This is a genomic window from Arthrobacter sp. NPDC092385 (assembly GCF_044755105.1).
GTDB lineage: Bacteria > Actinomycetota > Actinomycetes > Actinomycetales > Micrococcaceae > Arthrobacter_D.
On the sequence record NZ_JBIVQL010000001.1, the window covers coordinates 531,927 to 551,068 of the forward strand.

22 protein-coding genes are annotated in these 19,142 nt (G+C 70.2%); 15 read left to right on the forward strand and 7 right to left on the reverse strand.

The annotated features are described in order from the left end of the window. Positions 1 to 79 precede the first annotated feature (79 nt). The 5 genes from ACIQCY_RS02570 (at position 80) to ACIQCY_RS02590 (ending at position 5,881) form a co-directional block, all read left to right on the forward strand. Positions 80 to 1,432, forward strand: coding sequence for an ABC transporter substrate-binding protein (locus ACIQCY_RS02570; RefSeq protein ID WP_400482314.1), 1,353 nt, complete (start codon positions 80 to 82; stop codon positions 1,430 to 1,432). A gap of 103 nt (positions 1,433 to 1,535) precedes the next feature. Continuing rightward, positions 1,536 to 2,486 carry a carbohydrate ABC transporter permease gene (locus ACIQCY_RS02575; protein ID WP_400482315.1) on the forward strand — a complete coding sequence of 317 codons (951 nt, stop codon included), beginning with the start codon at positions 1,536 to 1,538 and terminating at the stop codon, positions 2,484 to 2,486. Between the two features lie 3 nt (positions 2,487 to 2,489). Beyond that, entirely contained in the window at positions 2,490 to 3,416 is a 927-nt protein-coding gene (locus ACIQCY_RS02580) for a carbohydrate ABC transporter permease (protein WP_400482316.1), read from the forward strand. Positions 3,417 to 3,464: 48 nt separating this feature from the next. Beyond that, a complete protein-coding gene (locus tag ACIQCY_RS02585; RefSeq protein WP_400482317.1) occupies positions 3,465 to 4,976 on the forward strand; it encodes an alpha-N-arabinofuranosidase in 1,512 nt (503 codons plus the stop codon). After that, complete coding sequence (locus ACIQCY_RS02590; protein WP_400482318.1) at positions 4,973 to 5,881, forward strand: aldose 1-epimerase family protein; 909 nt, start codon at positions 4,973 to 4,975, stop codon at positions 5,879 to 5,881. Before ACIQCY_RS02585 ends, ACIQCY_RS02590 begins: the two co-directional genes overlap by 4 nt. An 83-nt stretch (positions 5,882 to 5,964) precedes the next feature. On the opposite strand, the gene ACIQCY_RS02595 is transcribed toward ACIQCY_RS02590, so the two are convergent. After that, positions 5,965 to 6,498 carry a thymidylate kinase gene (locus ACIQCY_RS02595; protein ID WP_400482319.1) on the reverse strand — a complete coding sequence of 178 codons (534 nt, stop codon included), beginning with the start codon at positions 6,496 to 6,498 and terminating at the stop codon, positions 5,965 to 5,967. A 271-nt stretch (positions 6,499 to 6,769) separates the two neighbouring features. On the opposite strand from ACIQCY_RS02595, the gene ACIQCY_RS02600 reads away from it, so the two are divergent. After that, the gene (locus ACIQCY_RS02600) at positions 6,770 to 7,216 is read left to right on the forward strand and encodes an anthrone oxygenase family protein (protein ID WP_400482320.1); all 447 of its coding nucleotides are present in this window, start codon (positions 6,770 to 6,772) and stop codon (positions 7,214 to 7,216) included. 32 nt (positions 7,217 to 7,248) lie between these two features. Here ACIQCY_RS02600 and ACIQCY_RS02605 read toward each other — a convergent pair whose 3' ends face one another. The 3 genes from ACIQCY_RS02605 to ACIQCY_RS02615 form a co-directional block, all read right to left on the reverse strand. Beyond that, entirely contained in the window at positions 7,249 to 8,256 is a 1,008-nt protein-coding gene (locus ACIQCY_RS02605; RefSeq protein ID WP_400482321.1) for an NAD-dependent epimerase/dehydratase family protein, read from the reverse strand. A 69-nt stretch (positions 8,257 to 8,325) separates the two neighbouring features. Beyond that, positions 8,326 to 8,598 (reverse strand): hypothetical protein, encoded by a 273-nt coding sequence (locus ACIQCY_RS02610; protein WP_400482322.1) that lies wholly within the window; start codon positions 8,596 to 8,598, stop codon positions 8,326 to 8,328. Positions 8,599 to 8,687: 89 nt separating this feature from the next. After that, on the reverse strand, positions 8,688 to 9,224 hold the full coding sequence (locus ACIQCY_RS02615) for a GNAT family N-acetyltransferase (protein ID WP_400482323.1): 537 nt from the start codon (positions 9,222 to 9,224) through the stop codon (positions 8,688 to 8,690). A gap of 54 nt (positions 9,225 to 9,278) precedes the next feature. Here ACIQCY_RS02615 and ACIQCY_RS02620 point away from each other — a divergent pair, with 54 nt between their 5' ends. The 7 genes from ACIQCY_RS02620 to ACIQCY_RS02650 all read left to right on the forward strand — a co-directional run bounded on the left by ACIQCY_RS02620 (position 9,279) and on the right by ACIQCY_RS02650 (position 14,083). Beyond that, on the forward strand, positions 9,279 to 9,443 hold the full coding sequence (locus ACIQCY_RS02620) for a hypothetical protein (RefSeq protein WP_400482324.1): 165 nt from the start codon (positions 9,279 to 9,281) through the stop codon (positions 9,441 to 9,443). A gap of 45 nt (positions 9,444 to 9,488) precedes the next feature. Beyond that, entirely contained in the window at positions 9,489 to 10,235 is a 747-nt protein-coding gene (locus ACIQCY_RS02625) for a dienelactone hydrolase family protein (protein ID WP_400482325.1), read from the forward strand. Continuing rightward, complete coding sequence (locus ACIQCY_RS02630; protein WP_400482326.1) at positions 10,228 to 10,716, forward strand: fluoride efflux transporter FluC; 489 nt, start codon at positions 10,228 to 10,230, stop codon at positions 10,714 to 10,716. The genes ACIQCY_RS02625 and ACIQCY_RS02630 overlap by 8 nt, the downstream gene beginning before the upstream one ends. Continuing rightward, positions 10,713 to 11,093 carry a fluoride efflux transporter CrcB gene (gene crcB, locus ACIQCY_RS02635; RefSeq protein ID WP_400482327.1) on the forward strand — a complete coding sequence of 127 codons (381 nt, stop codon included), beginning with the start codon at positions 10,713 to 10,715 and terminating at the stop codon, positions 11,091 to 11,093. Before ACIQCY_RS02630 ends, crcB begins: the two co-directional genes overlap by 4 nt. A 169-nt stretch (positions 11,094 to 11,262) precedes the next feature. Beyond that, positions 11,263 to 11,559: a hypothetical protein gene (locus tag ACIQCY_RS02640; protein WP_400482328.1), complete on the forward strand. Its 297-nt coding sequence runs from the start codon at positions 11,263 to 11,265 to the stop codon at positions 11,557 to 11,559. A gap of 112 nt (positions 11,560 to 11,671) precedes the next feature. Continuing rightward, positions 11,672 to 12,781, forward strand: coding sequence for a spore photoproduct lyase family protein (locus ACIQCY_RS02645; protein ID WP_400482329.1), 1,110 nt, complete (start codon positions 11,672 to 11,674; stop codon positions 12,779 to 12,781). Positions 12,782 to 12,844: 63 nt separating this feature from the next. Next, positions 12,845 to 14,083 carry an MFS transporter gene (locus ACIQCY_RS02650; protein ID WP_400482330.1) on the forward strand — a complete coding sequence of 413 codons (1,239 nt, stop codon included), beginning with the start codon at positions 12,845 to 12,847 and terminating at the stop codon, positions 14,081 to 14,083. Positions 14,084 to 14,206: 123 nt separating this feature from the next. Here the strand turns inward: ACIQCY_RS02650 and ACIQCY_RS02655 are convergent, their stop codons facing one another. From ACIQCY_RS02655 to ACIQCY_RS02665, 3 genes are all read right to left on the reverse strand, one after another. After that, entirely contained in the window at positions 14,207 to 14,800 is a 594-nt protein-coding gene (locus tag ACIQCY_RS02655) for a hypothetical protein (protein WP_400482331.1), read from the reverse strand. A gap of 9 nt (positions 14,801 to 14,809) precedes the next feature. Then, positions 14,810 to 15,958: a zinc-dependent alcohol dehydrogenase gene (locus ACIQCY_RS02660; RefSeq protein ID WP_400482332.1), complete on the reverse strand. Its 1,149-nt coding sequence runs from the start codon at positions 15,956 to 15,958 to the stop codon at positions 14,810 to 14,812. A 105-nt stretch (positions 15,959 to 16,063) separates the two neighbouring features. After that, entirely contained in the window at positions 16,064 to 16,981 is a 918-nt protein-coding gene (locus tag ACIQCY_RS02665; protein ID WP_400482333.1) for a phosphatase PAP2 family protein, read from the reverse strand. Positions 16,982 to 17,065: 84 nt separating this feature from the next. Here ACIQCY_RS02665 and ACIQCY_RS02670 point away from each other — a divergent pair, with 84 nt between their 5' ends. Both ACIQCY_RS02670 and ACIQCY_RS02675 read left to right on the forward strand, forming a co-directional pair. Continuing rightward, entirely contained in the window at positions 17,066 to 18,193 is a 1,128-nt protein-coding gene (locus tag ACIQCY_RS02670) for an o-succinylbenzoate synthase (protein WP_400482334.1), read from the forward strand. Positions 18,194 to 18,231: 38 nt separating this feature from the next. Next, positions 18,232 to 19,035 (forward strand): gamma-glutamyl-gamma-aminobutyrate hydrolase family protein, encoded by an 804-nt coding sequence (locus tag ACIQCY_RS02675; RefSeq protein ID WP_400482335.1) that lies wholly within the window; start codon positions 18,232 to 18,234, stop codon positions 19,033 to 19,035. The last annotated feature ends 107 nt before the right edge of the window (positions 19,036 to 19,142 follow it).

Sequence of the window (19,142 nt, forward strand, 5' to 3'; positions counted from 1 at the left end):
CTCCTCCCTGCAGCACCTGGACCGGCCGCCCTCCGGGGCGGACCACGGTGGAGTACCACCGCGAGAGGAAGCAAGAGATATGAAAGCCAAGTTTCTGGCATCGGCAGGCATCGTCGCCGCCACTGCTGTAGCACTGACCGGCTGCTCCGGAGGAAACGGAAGCGGCGGCGGAGGCGACTCGGCAGAGGCGTCCTGCACCAACACCATCGTCAACGCGGAGGCACCCCAGGTCACGGTCTGGGCCTGGTACCCAGCGTTCAACGAGGTCGTCGACCAGTTCAACAACGCCAACGACGACGTCCAGATCTGCTGGACCAACGCGGGCCAGGGCAACGACGAGTACACGAAGTTCTCGACGTCGATCGAGTCCGGCTCCGGCGCTCCCGACGTCATCCAGCTCGAATCGGAGGTCCTCTCCAGCTTCACGATCCGCGATTCGCTCGTGGACCTCACCGAGTTCGGTGCCAACGACGTCAAGGCGGACTACGCCGAGGGCGCCTGGGAGGACGCGAGCAGTGGCGACGCCGTCTACGCCATCCCGGTCGACGGCGGCCCCATGGGCATGCTCTACCGCCAGGACCTCTTCGATGCGGCGGGCATCGAGGTGCCGACCACCTGGGAGGAGTTCGAGGCAGCGGCCCGGAAGCTGAAGGAGTCCGGCAGCGGCGCGGTCATCGGCGACTTCCCGACCAACGGCCGCGCCTTCAACCAGGCGCTCTTCGCCCAGGCCGGATCGGTCCCGTTCGAATACGACTCCGCGAACCCGCAGGAGATCGGCATCAAGGTGAACGACGACGGCGCCAAGCAGGTCCTCGAGTACTGGGACGGCCTCGTGAAGGACGGCCTCGTCGCCACCGATGACGCCTTCACGGCCGACTACAACACCAAGCTCGTCGACGGCTCCTACGCCGTCTACCTCGCCGCGGCCTGGGGCCCGGGCTACCTGCAGGGACTGTCCGACGCCGATCCGACCGCCGTCTGGCGTGCGGCACCGCTTCCGCAGTGGGACGCAGCCAACCCCGTCCAGGTGAACTGGGGCGGCTCCACCTTCGCCGTGACGGAACAGGCGAAGGACAAGGAGCTTGCAGCGAAGGTCGCCATGGGCATCTTCGGCAACGAGGAGGGCATGAACCTCGGCGTGGACAAGGGAGCACTCTTCCCGTCCTACGCCCCGGTCCTCGACTCCCCGGAGTTCGCCGAGAAGGAGTACGAGTTCTTCGGCGGACAGCAGATCAACAAGGACGTGTTCCTCGACGCTGCCGCAGGCTACGAGGGCGCGACCTTCAGCCCGTTCCAGAACTACGCCTACGACCAGCTCACCGAGCAGCTCTACGCGATGGTCCAGGGCGAGAAGGAGGCCGGCCAGGCGCTCGACGACCTCCAGGCGTCGCTCGAGAAGTACGCGACCGAGCAGGGCTTCACCCTGAAGTAGACCGCCGTCGGAAGGTGCCCGCCTGCGTGGCGGGCACCTTCCCTCCGCTCCCGGTGGAGTCCGTCCACCGCACATCCGTCCCACAGCTCGAGGAAAGACCACCATGGCCACGACCACCGCGCCGACGTCGTCACACCCCGCCGAGGCACCCCACCAGGTCAAGCACCGCCCGGACAGGAACTACCGGCGCAAGCAGCGCTGGGGATGGCTGTTCGTGGCGCCCTTCGCCCTCATCTTCCTGACGTTCCTCATCCTCCCGCTGGTCTACGCCTTCCGGATGAGCCTGTTCACCAGCACCCTCGCGACCGGCAACAAGTTCGTCGGCGCGGACAACTACCTCAAGGCGTTCTCGGACCCGATCTTCCTCCAGGGCCTCGGCACGGTGGCGAAGTTCGCCCTGATCATGATCCCGGCCCAGATGCTCGTGGCCCTCGTCGCGGCCCTCGTCCTCGACAACCTGGCCACCTGGGCCTCGAAGTTCTCGCGCCTCATGATCTTCATCCCGTACGCGATCCCCGTCGTCATCGGCGCCCTGATGTGGGGCTTCCTCTACAGCCCGCGGTTCGGCCCGGCCAGTTCCATCTTCAGCATCTTCGGACTGGCTGCACCCGAGTTCCTGGCCCAGGACAACATCTTCGGCAGCCTCGTGAACATCGTCACCTGGCAGTGGGCCGGCTACTACATGATCATCATCTACGCCGCCCTGAGGGGCATCGACCCCGGGATCTACGAGGCGGCCGTGCTCGACGGCGCCTCCGACCGGCAGATCGCCCTGCGCATCAAGGTCCCGATGATCTCCTCCTCCCTGGTCATGGTGGTGATCTTCGCCCTGATCGGCACCCTCCAGTTCTTCACCGAACCGCAGGTCCTGAGGGGAGTGGCGCAGGGAGCCATCCCGGTCTCGTACACACCGAACATGTATGCGTTCACGCTGGCTTTCTCCTACAGCCAGTTCAACTATGCCTCCGCCATCTCCTTCGCCCTCGGCATCGTCGTGTTCGTCTTCTCCTTCATCTTCCTCTTCCTGACCCGCAAGCAGAGCGGACTGAAATAAGCCATGGCACTCGTCACAGACACCCCACAGCGGCAGGAGGGCCGGAAGGCCCGCGGCTCCGCAGCACGGAACCGCGCCCGCAACGGCGGCCCCCGCATCGGCTCGCACATCTTCCTGCTGATCCTCGTCATCTACTTCATCACCCCCCTCTGGTGGCTGACGGTCGCGAGCACCAAGGACACCGCGGGACTCTTCGGCGGATCCGGCGGACCGCTCTGGTTCGACAACGAATTCCACTTCTTCAGCAACCTGCAGGGCCTGTTCGAGCGCCAGGACGGCATCTACTGGCGCTGGCTCGGCAACTCGTTCCTCTATGCGATCTCCGGCGGCGTCGGCGCCACCATCCTGGCGGTCCTCGCCGGCTACGGCTTCGCCAAGTACAACTTCCGCGGACGGGGGGCCTTCTTCGGCATCCTGCTCGGGGCGGTGATGGTGCCCCTGACGGCGCTCGTCATCCCGACCTTCGTCCTCCTGAGCTCGGTCGGGCTCGTCAACACCATCTGGGCCGTCATCCTGCCCTCGCTGCTGAGCCCGTTCGGCGTGTACCTCATGCGGGTCTTCGCCCAGGAGGCCGTCCCGGACGAACTCCTCGACGCAGCACGGATCGACGGCGCCGGCGAGATCCGCACGTTCTTCCAGATCGCCCTGCCGCTCCTGCGCCCGGCCATCGTGACCGTTCTCCTGCTGTCCGTCGTCGGGACCTGGAACAACTTCTTCCTCCCGCTCGCCGTCCTCAGCGACCCGCTGCTGCTCCCCGTCACGGTGGGGCTCAACGGCTGGCAGGCCCTCTCCAACGCGGGCAGCGGCGGTGAGGCGCTGTGGAACCTCATCACCACGGGCGCGTTCATCTCGATCATCCCGCTGATCATCGCGTTCCTCTCCCTCCAGAAGTACTGGCAGGGCGGGCTGTCGCTGGGTTCGCTCAAGTAGCCCGCACCCCGTCCCGACCCCACGCCACCCTGAACAGAAAGTAGCTCGATGCAGAACGCACGCCTCACACTCGACCCCTCCTTCACGGTGGGGCGGATCAACCGCAACATCTTCGGCGGTTTCGTCGAACACCTCGGCCGCCACGTCTACGACGGCATCTACGAGCCGAGCCACGCGACCGCGGACGACGAGGGCTTCCGCCAGGACGTCATCGAGCTCGTGAAGGAGATGGGCGTCTCGACCATCCGCTACCCCGGGGGCAACTTCGTCTCCGGCTTCCGCTGGGAGGACAGCGTGGGACCGCGCGAGGAGCGCCCCACGCGCCTCGACCTCGCCTGGCACTCCACCGAGACCAACCAGGTGGGCATGCACGAGTTCGCCTCCTGGCTGCGGAAGGTCGACAGCGACCTCATGCTGGCCGTGAACCTCGGCACGCGGGGGACGTCCGAGGCACTCGACCTCCTGGAATACTCGAACCTGCCCAAGGGCACCGCCCTCGCCGACCAGCGCATGGCCAACGGCCGCCCCGATCCGTTCGACGTCAAGATCTGGTGCCTGGGCAACGAGATGGACGGCCCGTGGCAGCTCGGCCACCGGTCCGCCGAGGACTACGGCAAGCTCGCGGCCATCACGGCTCGGGCGATGCGCCAGCTGGACCCCTCCATCGAACTCGTGGCCTGCGGTTCGTCCAGCGCGCACATGCCGACCTTCGGCGAGTGGGAGCGCGTGGTGCTCTCGCACACGTACGACGTCGTGGACTACATCTCCTGCCACGCGTACTACGAGGAGAAGAACGGGGACCTCGGCTCCTTCCTCGCGTCCGCCGTCGACATGGACCACTTCATCGAATCCGTCGTCGCCACCGCGGACCACGTGAAGGCCGTCCGCGGCAGCTCGAAGACCATCAACATCTCCTTCGACGAGTGGAACGTCTGGTACATCAGCCGCTTCGAGAACGTCGACAAGATCGAGGGCCTCGACAACTGGCCCGTGGCTCCGCGCCTGCTCGAGGACTGCTACTCGGTGGCCGACGCCGTCGTGTTCGGCAACCTGATGATCTCGCTGCTCAAGCACGCCGACCGCGTCACGTCCGCGTCACTGGCGCAGCTCGTCAACGTGATCGCCCCGATCATGACGGAGCCGGGGGGACCGGCCTGGCGCCAGACCACGTTCTTCCCGTTCTCCATCACGTCGAAGCTGGCACAGGGGTCGGTGCTCGAGCTCAAGCTCGACGCCGGGACGTACGAGACCGGCGAGTACGGCGTCGTGCCGCTCGTGGACGCCGTGGCCACGCACGACGACGAGACGGGCGCCACCGCGGTGTTCCTCGTCAACCGCTCACAGACCGAGGAGACGACCGTGACCATCGACATCGCCGCGCTCAACGGTTTCAGCACCGTGACCGCCGAGTCGCTGTACGATACGGACGTGTATGCCAAGAACACCCTCGAGGAGCCCGAGCGCGTGACCATGAAGACCAACACCTCAGCGAAGCTCGACGGCGGCGCCGTCACCATCACGCTTCCTCCCGTGTCCTGGACGGCCGTATCCCTCGCATGAACCAGCCCGAATACAGGATCGAGGGCGGCGGCTACACGGCCGTCGTCCTCGGTCTCGGAGCCGCCGTCCGCGAACTCACCCACGACGGGCGGCCCCTCGTGGTCGGCTTCGGAGCCGACGAGGAGATGCCCAACTTCAGGGGCGCGTTCGTCGCTCCGTGGCCCAACCGCATCGCCGACGGACGCTACTCGTTCGACGGCTCCTCCCATGAACTGCCGATCAACGAGCCCGAGCGCGGCACGGCCCTCCACGGGCTCGTGTTCGACATCCCCTGGACCCTGGTGGAGCACGCGCAGTCCGCCGTGGTGCTGGGATGCACCATCGAGCCGACGGCGGCGTACCCCTTCACGGTGGCGCTGCATGCACGCTTCAGTGTCGGCGCGGAGGGCTTCCGGACGGACGTCACCGCCCTGAACACGGGATCTCGGCGGGCGCCCTACGGCGTCTGTCCCCATCCGTACCTCGTCGCCGGTCCGTCGCCGCTCGACGAGTGGGTGCTCGAGCTCCCCGCCTCGACCGTCCTGGCCGTCACCCCGGACCGCCTGCTGCCGGTCGCCAAGGAACCCGTGGAGGGTACGGCCTTCGACTTCCGGGCGGCCCACGCCCTCGGCGACGTCCAGATCGACCATGCCTTCACCGACCTCGCCCGCGACGATTCCGGCAGGGCGACGGTGCGGGTCACGGATCCGGCCTCCGGGACGGGTGCCGCGATGGTGTGGGACGAGACCTGCCCCTGGGTGCAGATCCACACGGCCGACCTGCCGAAGAAACCCGAGAGCACGCGGCTCGGCCTCGCCGTCGAACCCATGACCTGCCCGCCCGATGCCTTCAACACCGGTGAGGACCTCGTGGTCCTCGAGCCGGGGGAGACGCACCGGACCGGCTGGACGATCTCGGCCCTGTAGCTCCTCCGCGTGGCATCCGCCGCGCGTCACGCCGGCTGCTGGCTGCTGTGCGTTTCCGGCCGTCGAACGGACGGGAGTGACCGTCAGAACGCCCTGTCGGCGGTCTCTTCTGTCCTCCCGGGCGGTCGACGGGTGCAGGATGCGAGGGTCTCACCGCACGTGAGGGCGAGCAGGTCCTCCACGATCGCGTCGGCGGGGCGGTCGGCGTCGATGGGCGTGAACGATGCGTAGTCCGGGAGCTTCCGGTAGCCGGATTCCAGTGCCGCGAGTCCGGACCGGGTCTCCACATCGGTACCGCGTGCGGCGACGCGCCGCAGGGCGACCTCGACGGGGAGTTCGAAGTGCGCGACGACGTCGGGAGCGGGAAGGGCCCGCTGCAGCCAGGGCAGGAGGATCCCGCGCGGCAGGCCGCGTGCCTCACGCAGCGCGAGCTGGCAGGCGAGTCCGCGATCCAGGACGACGACGCCGTCGAGCCGGCGCAGCCGCACTTCGTTCAGGAGCGCGTTGAACACCCGCGTGCCCGTCTCCAGGGCGTCCTGCAGCCTCGGGCCGGGCGCCCATCCGAGAGCCGCCCACCAGCCGGCCATGGTCCTGCGCCCGGCGGGGGTCTTGAGCATGACGGCACGTCCTCCCCGCTCGGTGATGGCGCGGGTGAGGCCGAGGGCGGCTGTGCTCTTGCCGGAGCCGTCGATGCCTGTCAGCAGGATGCGCAGGGGGTGTTCCTTCCGAAAACGTGGTCGTGGTGTTCAACGGGGGCCGTGCGGGCGCCGTTCCCGGTGTGTCCGCTGGTCCGCGCGGAGCCCGGAGTCGTCGAACACCGGCGATCGCCGCCGGACTGTAGTGTCGGCGGCAGGGGACGGACCGGCCACCGATGAGGAGGGGACAGGCATGGCAGACACGATCGTCGGTGCCCTCGCTGCTGCAGGCTGCTTCCTGACCGCGGGTTTCTACTTCGCCTTCGCCGCCACCGTGATGCCGGCGTTGGGACATGATGCGCCGACCGGGGTGGCGGTGATGCGCGCCGTCAACCGCTGGGCGGTCCGCCCGCCCTTCATGACCCTCTTCTTCGGTACTGCGGTCCTCTGTGGCGCCGTGCTGGTGATGGGCGCACGCGCGGGGAGCCTCCCGGCCGGCGGTGGCGCGGCGGCCTATCTCGCCGGTGTCGCGGTCACTGTCCTGGGCAACGTACGGCTCAACAGCGCTCTGGCCCGGGCCGCTGCGGACGACGGCGGCGCGTGGGCGGCGTTCGCGCGTCCGTGGGCGCGGCTGAACGGGCTGCGCGCCGTCCTCTCCCTGCTGGGCGGCGCCCTGCTGCTGGCGGGTTCGCTCGTCTGACGTGCCAACCGGTGGTCGCGCTCCCGCCCGCGTCAGGGACGGCGCTGGTGATCCACTGATCGGTCGTCGAGCATGGTGAGGAGCTCGCGTTCCTCCGCCCGGGTCAACCCGGACCTGCGCCCGCGCTCGAGACCGCGCGCGCGTTCGTCGTCGAGCGTGTCGGCGAGGGTGTCACGCATGCTCCGGAGCACACCACCCGCAGCGTGGAACGCGGCGTTGCTGCGCCGGCTGAAACCGCCGAGGTCCTCCGGAAGCCAGAGCGGCAGGGAGCGCGGGCCCGCCCAATAGGCGACACCCTGGTCCACCAGCCATCCCGGTGCGGCCTCGACGACGGCTCCGGTGTGACCGGCGACCGAGCGCGCCTGGGCGAGCACGTCCTCGAACGTGTGCACGTCCCCGACGGCGTCGATCGCCCCCGTGACGCCGGCCCGGCCGGCACTGATGGTCCAGGCCGCGAGGTCGCGCACGTCGATCACCTGCACGTACCGGTCCGTGAGGGTGGGTGCGAGAACGTCCTCGTCCCCGGCGAGCGCGCAGCGCGCCACCCAGTAGCCGAAGCGGTCGCTGCCGTCGCCCGGCCCGGCTATCAGGCCTGCCCGGACGATGAGGAGGCGATCACCGAGCACCGCCGTCGATGCCCGCTCACACGACACCTTGGCCGCTGCGTAGTCCTCACCGGCGTCGTCGCCCGGTTCTACCAGCGCGGCCGACTCGTCCGCCCCTGGTACGGCGTTCGAGGCGTACACGGAGCAGCAGGAGAGAAACGTCCAGTGCCCGGCCCGTGCGCCGAGGGCATCGAGCGCCCCGGTGACGTACCCGAGATCCCACGAGACCTCGATGACCTCGTCCCAGTCCGTGTCCCGGACGGCGTCATAGGCCCCCGGCTCGGCGCGGTCCGCGGTGACGAAGGAGACCCCGGGAGGAGGCGGGCCCGCGGTGCCGCGCGCGAGGCAGGTGACGTCGTCGCCACTCTCCAGGAGCTGGGTGGCGAGTTCACGGCCGAGCCACGCGGTGCCGCCGAGGACCAGGATTCGTCTCATGCCGACCACTCAACAGGACGCGCGCGGATGGCGGAAGGGAGCAGCCCGTCGCGTCAGGCAGCGGTCATGTCACGGCCGGTCCCGCCGGGCCGTGTTCGTCGACTCGACCACGCGCGCAGCGAGGTCGCGCGCCTCGCGCAACCGCTCGGGAGGGCAGGTGCCCACCGGGGGCATCGAGAAACCGGCCCGTCCGCTGTCGGTGGCTGGATGCGAAGCCCGCGGGTATCGGCCCGTGTGGAAGCAGGACCGCGCGAGGACGATGCCGCCGGCGGCTATCAGGAGGAGGGGGTAATCGCGGGCCCCGGCGAAGAGCGCGAGGATCCCGAGGGAGATACCGATCATGCCGAATGGAACAAGGAGCCTGGTGTTCATCACACGTCCGTCGTCGTTGACTGAGGGTGGTGGCACCGATAGTACTCCCCGTACCGCGATCAGTGCAGCAGGCGCTGGTAGAGCAGGTGGTCCTGCCAGGCCCCGGCGATGCGCAGGTACGACGGCGCCATGCCGATGAGGGTGAAGCCTGTGCGGTGGAGGACCGACCTCGAAGCCGCGTTGCCGGGCAGGACGGACGCCTGGACGCGGTGCAGTCCGAGCTCGTCCCGGGCGTGCTCCAGCACCGCATGGAGTGCCGCCGAACAGACGCCCCGGCCCTGCAGGCGCCCGTCCACCCAGTACCCGACATGCGCGCTGAGAAAGGGCCCGCGGACGATCCCGGTCAGCGTGATCGTGCCGACGATCCCGTCCTCACGCTCCAGCACCCAGGGCACGTCGGTGCCCGATGCCAGGCCCTCCAGCCTGCGGGCCACCTGCTCCGCCTGGCCCGCCGGAGTGAAGAACGCGTCGTCGCGCAGGGGTTCCCAGGGCGCGAGGTGCCCGCGATTGTCCCGATACGCCCGGGCGAGGGCGGCCGAATCCCCTGCTGCGAGCAGACGCAGCCGGGCTCCGGATGGCAGGGTGGGCGCGGACACCCGGCAACTGTAGTCGAGGCGGCGGGGACGGCGGCGGAGGAGGGACGGGGACCGGTGGACGGGACGTGCACCATCCGTGAGGCGACTCCGACCGACGCCGCAGGCTTCGCCCGTTCGCAGATCAGTGCGTGGCGAGCAGCGTACGGTGCCACGAAGGAGGACGACCGCTTCACCCCGCCCCTGCACGAGCTGCGGGTCGTGCGTCCCGCCTTCGCCTGAGGCCGGCGGTTGGCGCAGCGTCACCAAGCGTGCAAGCCTAGGCGGATGAGCTCATTCCAGGACCTCCCGACCGACGTCGGCCCGCTCTCCGCCTACGTGGCGCGGCCCGCCGGGCCGGTCAGGGGCGGGCTCGTCCTCATCCACGAGGTCTGGGGGCTCGTCGGCCACACCCGTGACGTCGCAGACCGTTTCGCCCGCGAAGGCTACGTCGTCGTCGCGCCCGACCTCCTCGCGGACCAGGGCATCACGGAGGAGAACACCGCCGGCATCGGGGAGGCCCTCGCGGGACCGGATGCCGAAGCGCGCAACGAGGCCCAGCCGAAGCTCCGGGCCCTCCTGGCGCCGCTGCAGGACCCGGAGTTCGCAGCCCTGACCACAGAGCGGGTTCGGGCCTGCTTCAGGTTCCTGCACGACGACACGGAGGTCGCAGGACGGGTGGGCATCACCGGGTTCTGCTTCGGAGGGTCCTACAGCTTCTCCCTCGCCGTGCACGAGCCGCGCCTTCGGGCCTGCATCCCGTTCTACGGCCATGCCGACTTCAGCCGCGAGGAACTCGCCCGCATCACCGCGCCCGTCCTCGCCTTCTACGGACAGGACGACGAAGGCCTGATCACGGGCCTTCCCGCACTCGAAGCGGCGATGGCAGCTGCCGGCGCGGATTTCACCGCCACGGTGTACCCGGACGCAGGGCATGCCTTCTTCAACGATTCGAACCGCTTCGCCTACCGGCCGGGCCCGGCCGAGGACGCATGGAAGCTGACCCTGGACTTCCTCGCGCTGCACGTTGGCTGATCCGAGCACCCCACGGCGTCCCCCGAACGGGCCCGCTGCGCGCCATGGGCGGCCGCCGCACCTCCGGCCCGCGTACCTCGGCCTCGTCTTCCTGGGCGGCATGGCGGGGACCCTGGCCCGCTTCGGCCTCGCGGAGGCGCTCCCGACCCCCGCGGGCCTTCCGCTCGGAATCCTCCTAATCAACCTCGCAGGCGCCTTCGCCCTCGGCCTGCTCCTCGAGGCGCTCGCGCGGCGGGGCCCGGACGAGGGCCGACGTCGGGCCCTGCGCCTCTTCCTGGGCACGGGGTTCCTCGGCGGCTTCACCACCTACAGCGCGCTCGCCGTCGACTCCGCGCTCCTCCTCGGTGATGGACGCGCGGCCGAAGGCGTCGCCTACCTCGCGGGCTCCGTCCTGACGGGGCTGGCCGCCACAGCCGCGGGCATCATGGTCGGAGGCCGCATCCGGCGCCCGCCGCCGGATGCGCCGGGAGCCGCGCCGTGAGCGTGGGCGCCGTGCTGGTGCTCGGGATCGCGGGAGGGCTCGGGTCGGTGGTGCGCTTCCTGCTCGACGGCGTCATCCGCTCACGCGTCCCGGGGCAGGTCCCGGTGGGCACGATGGCCATCAACATCAGCGGATCCCTGCTGCTCGGGCTCCTGACCGGGTTCGTCCTCGCCGCAGCCCTCCCACCCACGTGGACACTGCTCGCCGGGACGGGTTTCCTCGGTGGCTACACCACCTTCAGCACGGCGAGCAGCGAGACCGTACGCCTGCTCCAGGCGGGCCGCGTGCGGGCGGCGCTGCTGTCCGGCGCGGGAACAGCCGTTGCGTCGCTGGCCGCGGCGGGACTCGGCCTCTCGGCCGGACTGCTGCTGGCCTAGACCCTCCCTGTGCTGGAGCCTGCCCCACGGCGCAGCGCGGTGCCGGTTCCCGAGCCCGTCCGGCTGCGGCCCCGGCCCTGCGCACCCCGCCCCTTGACAGTGGCCGGGGAAGGGGGACGATCAGTCCAGGGACGGCGCACAGGCGGACCGTGTGGTGTAGGAGGAATCCATGGCGATGGACGACGACGTCGAGGTGCCGCTGCGGCTGTTCGTGGCGGACGATGCAGCGGGCACGGACCGGGTGGCCCATGTGCCCGGCGGGTCGTCTCCGGGAGTGCCCCTGGACCCGGCCCGCGTTGCGGCCTGGGAGCACGACCGCGATGCACCGGACGACACGACGATCGCCTCGCTGCGCGCGGGCGATTCAGGACAGACGTTCGCGGGAGTTGCGGACGGTGGGCAGCAGGCCGATCCGTCGGGGTACTTCGACTCCGGCAGCGGCGGAGGAGACGGCGGCGGGGAGTAGCTCTTCGTGCCGGTCCTCGCCCTACGCGGCGGCATGACCGACCGGCCGGAAGGCCCGCTGGGACCGGGAACCGGCGGAACAGAGCCGCCGTCGGGGTTGTTGTACCCAAGTGATGACAACCCTCCAGGACCTGGACCTGACCACCCCCACTCCCACGCGACTGTGGATCCCCCGACACGTGATGATCACGCGAGCCGCAGCCGAACTGCCGCACACGGCAGAGATCATCAGGCGCTGCGAGCGTGCCGGCGTCGACGACATCCGCGTCCTGTCCGGCAACGCACTCACGGGCCTCCGCGGGGCCACCGAGCGCGAGACCTACGCGTCCGCGAAGAACACGCTCGCGGTGGTCGTCGCCCCTCCGAGCGCCCTCACGCCGCAGCCGATCCCGCCGAGCGCCGACTGGCGGATCGACCTCGCCAAGGGCTGCCCCGCCCATTGCCAGTACTGCTACCTCGCCGGCTCCCTCCAGGGACCGCCCGTGACGCGTGCCTACGCCAATATCGACGATGTGCTCGACGGCATACGAACGCACGCCGGCCGAGGCTCGGTCACCCGCGGGACCGTCGAGCGCGGGAACGAGGGTACGACGTTCGAGTTGTCCTGCTACACCGACCCGCTCGGGATCGAGAGCGTGACCGGTTCGCTCGCCGCCGCCATCTCCCGCGTCGGGGCGGGCGAGTTCGGCAGCGATGTGCAGTTACGGTTCACCACCAAGTTCGACGACGTCGGCGAGCTGGTGACCCTCGATCACCGCGGCAGGACGCGGATCCGGTTCTCGGTCAATGCGGCGGAGGTGGCCAACCGCTTCGAAGGCGGCACGGCGCGGATGCCCGCACGGCTCGCCGCTCTCCGCGCGTCGGCGACGGCCGGCTACCGGGTGGGTCTGACGATCGCCCCCATCATGCCCGTACCCGGCTGGCGGGAGCAGTACGGCGCGCTGCTGGACGACATCGCCGCGGCCGTCGCCGGGATCGAGAACCTCGACCTCACGGCCGAGATCATCACGCACCGCTTCACCCCTGCGAGCAAGGAGGTGCTGCTGGGCTGGTATCCCAGGACCAGGCTCGAGATGGACGAGGACTCGCGGAGCCAGAAGCGGTCGAAGTTCGGCGGCGTCAAGTACGTGTACCCGAAGCAGACCATGACGGAGATGCGCGAGTGGTTCATGGAGGAGCTCGAGCGGCGGCTGCCGGCCGCCCGGCTTCTCTACTGGACCTGATCCGCCCACCCGCTCCAGCGCAGCACTCCGCCGGGGCACACCGCCGCGGACTAGGGTGGAAGAGTGCCCAGGGAAACTTTCGACCTCCGTGCGATCGCCGTCGGAGCCTACGGCCCGTCGTTGCTGTACGGGGTGGCCACCGGCGCCATCCTGCCCGTCATCGCCCTCACCGCCAGGGACCTCGGCGCTGACGTAGCGACAGCGGCCCTGGTGATCACGCTGTCCGGGATCGGATCGCTGGTCACCAACGTCCCGGCCACCCTGATCGCCACGCGCTTCGGCGAGCGGAAGGCCCTCGTGGGGGCAGCGGTCTGGTGTGCAGCGGCGATGTTCCTGGCACTGGCGGCCCCGACCCTCCCGGTCTTCGCCGCCGCCGTCTTCATGGTCGGTATGGCGGGCGCCGTGTTCGGGCTGGCCCGGCAGAGCTACCTCACCGAGGCGGTACCGCCGTACTTCCGCGCCCGGGCGCTGTCCACGCTCGGCGGCGTCACGAGGATCGGTGTCTTCGCAGGCCCCTTCGCAGCTGCCCTCGCCATGAGCGGGCTGGGCCTCGACGGCGCGTACTGGGTCGGCGGCATCGCGAGCCTGGCCGCGGCGGCCCTCAGCTGGCGCGTTCCTGAGCTCGAGGCCTCCGGCCGGGGCGGGCCCGGGGCGACGTCGCCCCTCGGGGCCGCACTGGCCCCACCACCGGCGCCGACGGTGCGCTCGGTCCTGCGCAGCCATACCCGCGTCTTCGTCACCGTCGGCATCGGCGTGCTGCTGATCGCCGCGGTGCGCGCCACGCGCCAGGCCGTGCTGCCCCTGTGGGCCGAGAGCATCGGGCTGGACGCCTCCGCTACCGCCCTGATCTACGGCCTGTCCGGGGCCATCGACATGCTGATCTTCTACCCGGCAGGGAAGGTCATGGACTCCAGGGGCCGGCGCTGGATCGCCGTGCCGTGCATGCTGATCATGGGCACAGCCCTCGCCCTCCTGCCCCTCGCCGGGGACGCGACGGGCCTGCTCCTGGTCGCCCTGCTCATCGGCTTCGGCAACGGCATCGGGTCGGGGATCGTGATGACGCTCGGGGCCGACCTGTCGCCGTCGCCCGGCAGGCCCCAGTTCCTCGGGATCTGGCGCCTGCTCACCGACGCCGGGAACATGGGCGGGCCGGCGCTGCTCTCACTCGTGACGGCCCTGGCCACGCTGTCCGTCGGCATCTGGGCGACGGCGGTCCTCGGGTTCCTCGGCGCAGCCGTCCTCTGGTACTGGATTCCGCGTGCCGCACCGGGGTCCGCGCAGCCGGCTGCGCCGCGCGGCTGACGCGTAGGACCTCGCGTGAGCCGGCTTCGGCCCCCTCAGCGCCGCCCGGCGCAGCGGCAGGACGACGTCGGACCGGTCTTCAGCGCCGCCCGGCGCAGCGGCAGGACGACGTCGGACCGGTCCTCAGCGCCGTCCGCGGCGGGCGATGGCACGTGCCGCCAGCGCCGCCCCCGCGGTCGCCGCCACCCACGGTCCGCCGACGATGATCGGGTCCAGCCACTGGTGGTTCACGTCGACGCGCCTCCTGCCCAGCCGGGACGCGATGCCGTGCCTGCGCCCTTCGGACAGCACGCCCGTCTCGGTGATCGGATTGTCCGGCCGGAGGGACGCGAACGAGCCCAGGTGCCCACCCCAGGCGTCCACGCGGTCGGCGAAGATCAGGATGAGCCAGTGCGCCGCGCGGCCCTCCCCGTAGCGGTAGGCATACCGGCGGATGCTCCCGGAGACGCCGTGCAGCGGCGCGCTCGTGCCGAAGACCGGGGTCAGCTGCCCGTGCTCGATGGACCGCTCTCGGCCCTCCCTGCCCTGCTGCTCCTCGGGGTACTCCCAGTGCGCCCCCGTACTCCCCGGGTCGAAGACCTCCCGCGGGAAGGAGGGGCGGTCCTTCGGGTCGAGGTCGACGCCCCACCCCGGGATCCGGGCGCGGAGGGCTTCGGCGGTCGGGATGTCCTTGGGCTTGTTCGCGACATATGGCGTCGGCGGCATGGATGACGACATGGAGGTCTCCTAGCTGGGGTTCGCGATGATCAGCGGCTTGATGCAGTTGTCGAGCTTCGCCGAGAACAGGTGGTACCCCTCGGCGATGTCCTCGAGGGGTATCCGGTGGGTCACGATGTCATTGGGCTTGAGGTAGCCGTTGCGGATGTGTTCGAACAGGCGGGGCCACTGCCGCTTCACCGGCGTCTGGTTCATCCGCAGCGTCAGTCCCTTGTTGAGCGCATCCCCGAACTTCACGGCATTGAAAATGGGCCCGTAGGCACCGACCACGGATACCGTGCCGCCCTTGCGCGCGGAATCGATGGCCCAGTTGAGGGCGATGGGAGAACCCCCCTGCAGCTTCAACTTCGTTCCCGTCACGTGCTGGAGGAAATTGCCGTCCGCCTCCGCCCCGACCGCGTCGATCACGACGTCGGCTCCGAGGTAGTCCGTGGTCCGCTTCATCTCGACCACGATGTCGTCGTACTCCGCGAAGTTGAAGGTCTCGGCGTGGGCGAACACGCGTGCCTTCTCGAGCCGGTACTCGAGGTGGTCGATGACGATCACCCTCCCGGCGCCCATCAGCCAGGCCGACTTCGCCGCATAGAGGCCCACCGGCCCCGCCCCGAAGACCACCACGGTGTCGCCCTCGACGATGTCGCCGAGCTGCGCGCCGAAGTAGCCCGTGGCCAGGGCGTCGGTGAGCAGCACGGCGTCCTCGCTGTCCATCCACTCGGGGATGATCGTGGGCCCGACGTCGGCGAAGGGCACGCGCACGAACTCTGCCTGGCCGCCGTCGTACCCGCCGGTGGTGTGGGAGTAGCCGTAGATGCCGCCGACCGCCGTCGCGTTCGGGTTGACGTTGTGGCAGTTGGAGTACAGTCCGCGGGCGCAGTAGTAGCAGGATCCGCAGTAGACGTTGAAGGGCACCATGACGCGGTCGCCCCGCTGGAGGTTCCGGACGGAGGATCCCACCTCCTCGACGACGCCGATGAACTCGTGGCCGAACGTGTGCCCCACCCGGGTGTCCGGCATCATCCCGTGGTACAGGTGCAGGTCGGAGCCACAGATCGCGGCGGTCGTCACCCGGATGATGGCGTCGTTCGGATGCTCGATCTTCGGCATCGGCTTTTCCTCGACCCGGATCTTGTAGGGCCCGCGGTACACCATGGCTCTCATCGGCTGCCTCTTTCGTCGCTGGTCCGGCCAGCGTCGCACCGTCGGACCGGCACATCAACGGCCGGGTGGTGCGGGGAAAGGGCGTGCAGAGGAGCGCACGGGGTGTTACGGCCGGTGCGCGTGGTCCGCCGTACGGCGGGCCTGCGCCGCGAAGAGCCAGCCTGCGGCCGCCGCGAGGGTGAATCCGACTCCGACGACCCACGCCAGGCCCCACCAGAAGAACAGCGGCACGTTCGCGGATCCCGGCTCCGGAGCCGGGCCGAGGGCCTGCACGGAGGCGTAGAGCACGCCGGACAGGGCCAGGCTGCCGAGTCCCAGCACCCAGCACAGCACCAGCCATCCGCGCGAGGAGGCCCAGTGGGCCCCGAAGCCCCGCCAGTTGTTCCACTGGTCGCCGGTCCGCATGATGATGAACCCGCCGATCAGCGTCCACGTCCCCACGACCAGGAGGGCCGCGACGACGTCCGCCGGTCGGTGCCACAGGTTGATGAACGTCGCGGCTCCTGCGAGGACGGAGTACGCACCGCCCGCCGCGGCGGCGAAGGGTCGCCATCGCGGCGTCACGATCACGAAGACGGCGGCAGCAGCGGACGCCGCGAGCGTCGTATGCCCGGACGGTAATGAATTGAAGTCGAGCGTCGCGACACCGCGGTCCGGTCGGTCGAACACGATATTCTTGAGGAGCTGCGTGGTGAGGTTGGACGCGGCGATCACGGCGACCGCGATCACCGCCGCGGCGTACCTCCGGCGCCGGACGGCGACGAAGAGGATGGCCGCGGCCGCGACGATCACCGAGATGGTGGGCAGCGTGTCGAGGAAGCGCAGGAACGGCATTTGCGTGTCCGGTGCTGCCACGCCGGCCTCGCGCCAGGCCGATTCGTCGGCGAACTGGCCCGTGGTGGTCCTCACGAACGCCCAGTAGGTCCAGCCGAGGGCCGTCGCGCAGGCCACGGCGGCCAGCACGAACAGCAGCGGCGAGCGTGCTGCCCGCGCCGGTCCGGTGGAGGTTCGCTGCGACGTCACGCCCTCATCGTTCCACACCATCCGCGGAGTCCCGTAGCCGGCCGCGGCACCCGGCCGGCCCTCCTGCTCCCGTAGCCTGAGGTCGTGCACACTCGACCGCCGACCCCGCCGGATCCGCTGCCACTGCCCTCCCTCGGGGAGCTGGCCGCGTCGGCACGCGTGGTCTCGGTGCCCATGCGCGTGAAGTTCCGCGGCGTCCTCGAACGGGAGGCCCTGCTGGTCCGGGGCCCGGCCGGCTGGGGCGAGTTCTGCCCGTTCCTCGAGTACGACGACGCCGAGTCGGCGCCATGGCTCGCATCCGCCGTCGAGGCGGCCTGGTACGGCTTCCCCGCCCCGGTCCGCGCGTCCGTCCCCGTGAACGCGACGGTCCCCGCCGTCGGACCCGGAGCGGTGGAGGGCGTGCTGGCGCGCTTCGGAGCCGTGGGCGCGGTCAAGGTGAAGGTCGCCGAGAAGGGGCAGGAACTGGCCGACGACGTCGCGCGGGTCGCCGAGGTGCGGCGCCTCCTGCCCGACGCCGGGATCAAGGTCGACGCCAACGGCGGATGGGGCATCGACCAGGCCCTCGACGCCCTCGACGCTCTTGAGCGCTTCGGCCTGCAGTACGTGGAGCAGCCGGTGGCGGACATCCCCGGGCTGCGCACCGTGCGGCTCGAACTGCGCCGTCGCGGGTCGGACGTCCTCGTAGCCGCGGACGAGAGCGTGCGGCGCCAGGAGGATCCGTTGAGGGTCGCCCGGGAGGATGCCGCGGACGTCCTCGTCATCAAGGCTCCTCCGCTCGGGGGCGTGCGGCGGGCGCTGGACATCATCGGCAGCGCCGGCCTCCCCGCCGTCGTCAGCTCCGCCCTGGACACCTCCGTCGGCATCCGTGCCGGGCTGGCCCTCGCCGCGGCCCTGCCGGACCTGCCCTACGCCTGCGGGCTCGCGACGGTCTCCCTCATGGCCGGTGACGTCACCGATGCCTCGCTGGTGCCGCGTGCCGGCGCGATCGCGGTGCGGGACGTGGAGGTCTCCGAGGACAAGCTGGACCGTTTCGCCGCCGCGCCCGAGCGGAGGGCGTGGTGGCTGCAACGCCTGGCACGGACCTACGGCGTCCTCTCCGGAGCGCAGCGCGACTCCCTCCGCCAGGAGCCCCGGAGGCTCGGGCGGCCGGCCCGGGAAAACGACACGGAAACATCACATGAAGGAAATACGGGCTCAACGCTCGCGGGCTAGATTTAATTGTCAACGGTCTTTGTGAGAGGAACAGAACCTTGACATCTTCGGATTCCCTGCCGCGCCCCGTCGTCGGGCTGACGTCCTACCTCGATCCCGCCGGAACGGAGGGATGCGGCACCATCGAGGCGGCGTTCCTGCCCCAGAACTACCTCGCGCCCGTCCTCGCCGCCGGTGCCATCCCGGTGCTGCTCCCGCCGCAGGGGACCGACGGTGGAGTGGTCGAGCAGTTGCTGCCGCGGCTCGACGGCGTGATCGTCGTCGGCGGGTGGGATGTCGACCCTGCGCGGTACGGCGCAGAGCCCCACGGGGAGACGGACGAACCGCACCGGCTGAGGGACGCGTGGGACCACGCCGTGGTCCGCGAGGCAGTCCGGACGGACCTGCCCCTGCTCGGCATCTGCCGCGGTGAGCAGATGCTGAACGTGGCGCTCGGCGGATCGTTGCACCAGCACCTGCCCGATCTCGGCGGCACGACGGTCTACCAGCTCGGCGAGCACCGGTTCAACCCGATCCCGGTGGAGCTCCGGCCCGGGTCCCGGGTGGCGCAGCTGATGGGTGCGACCCACCTCGACGCCGTGCCCGTCTCCCACCATCAGGCCGTGGACAGGCTGGGGCTCGGGCTGCAGGCCTCGGCGTGGAGCGACGACGGCATCGTCGAGGCGATCGAACTGCCGCAGAACCGCTTCTGCATCGGCGTCCAGTGGCACCCCGAACAGAGCCCCACCGAAACCGCGCTGTTCGACGCCTTCGTGCAGGCAGCCCGGGAACGGCAGCTGGGCCGGACACTCCCGCTGCACCTGGACGGAGCCTTCCAGGAGATGGGCCTGCCGGCCGGCTGAGCAGCCGCCCGGGCGGGGAATGCCTGTTCCGGCGCCGTTCACCCGGCGTTCACCGGCTCGCACCATGGCTGTTCAGGTGCCCTCGGCAGGGTGGGGGCGAACACCGT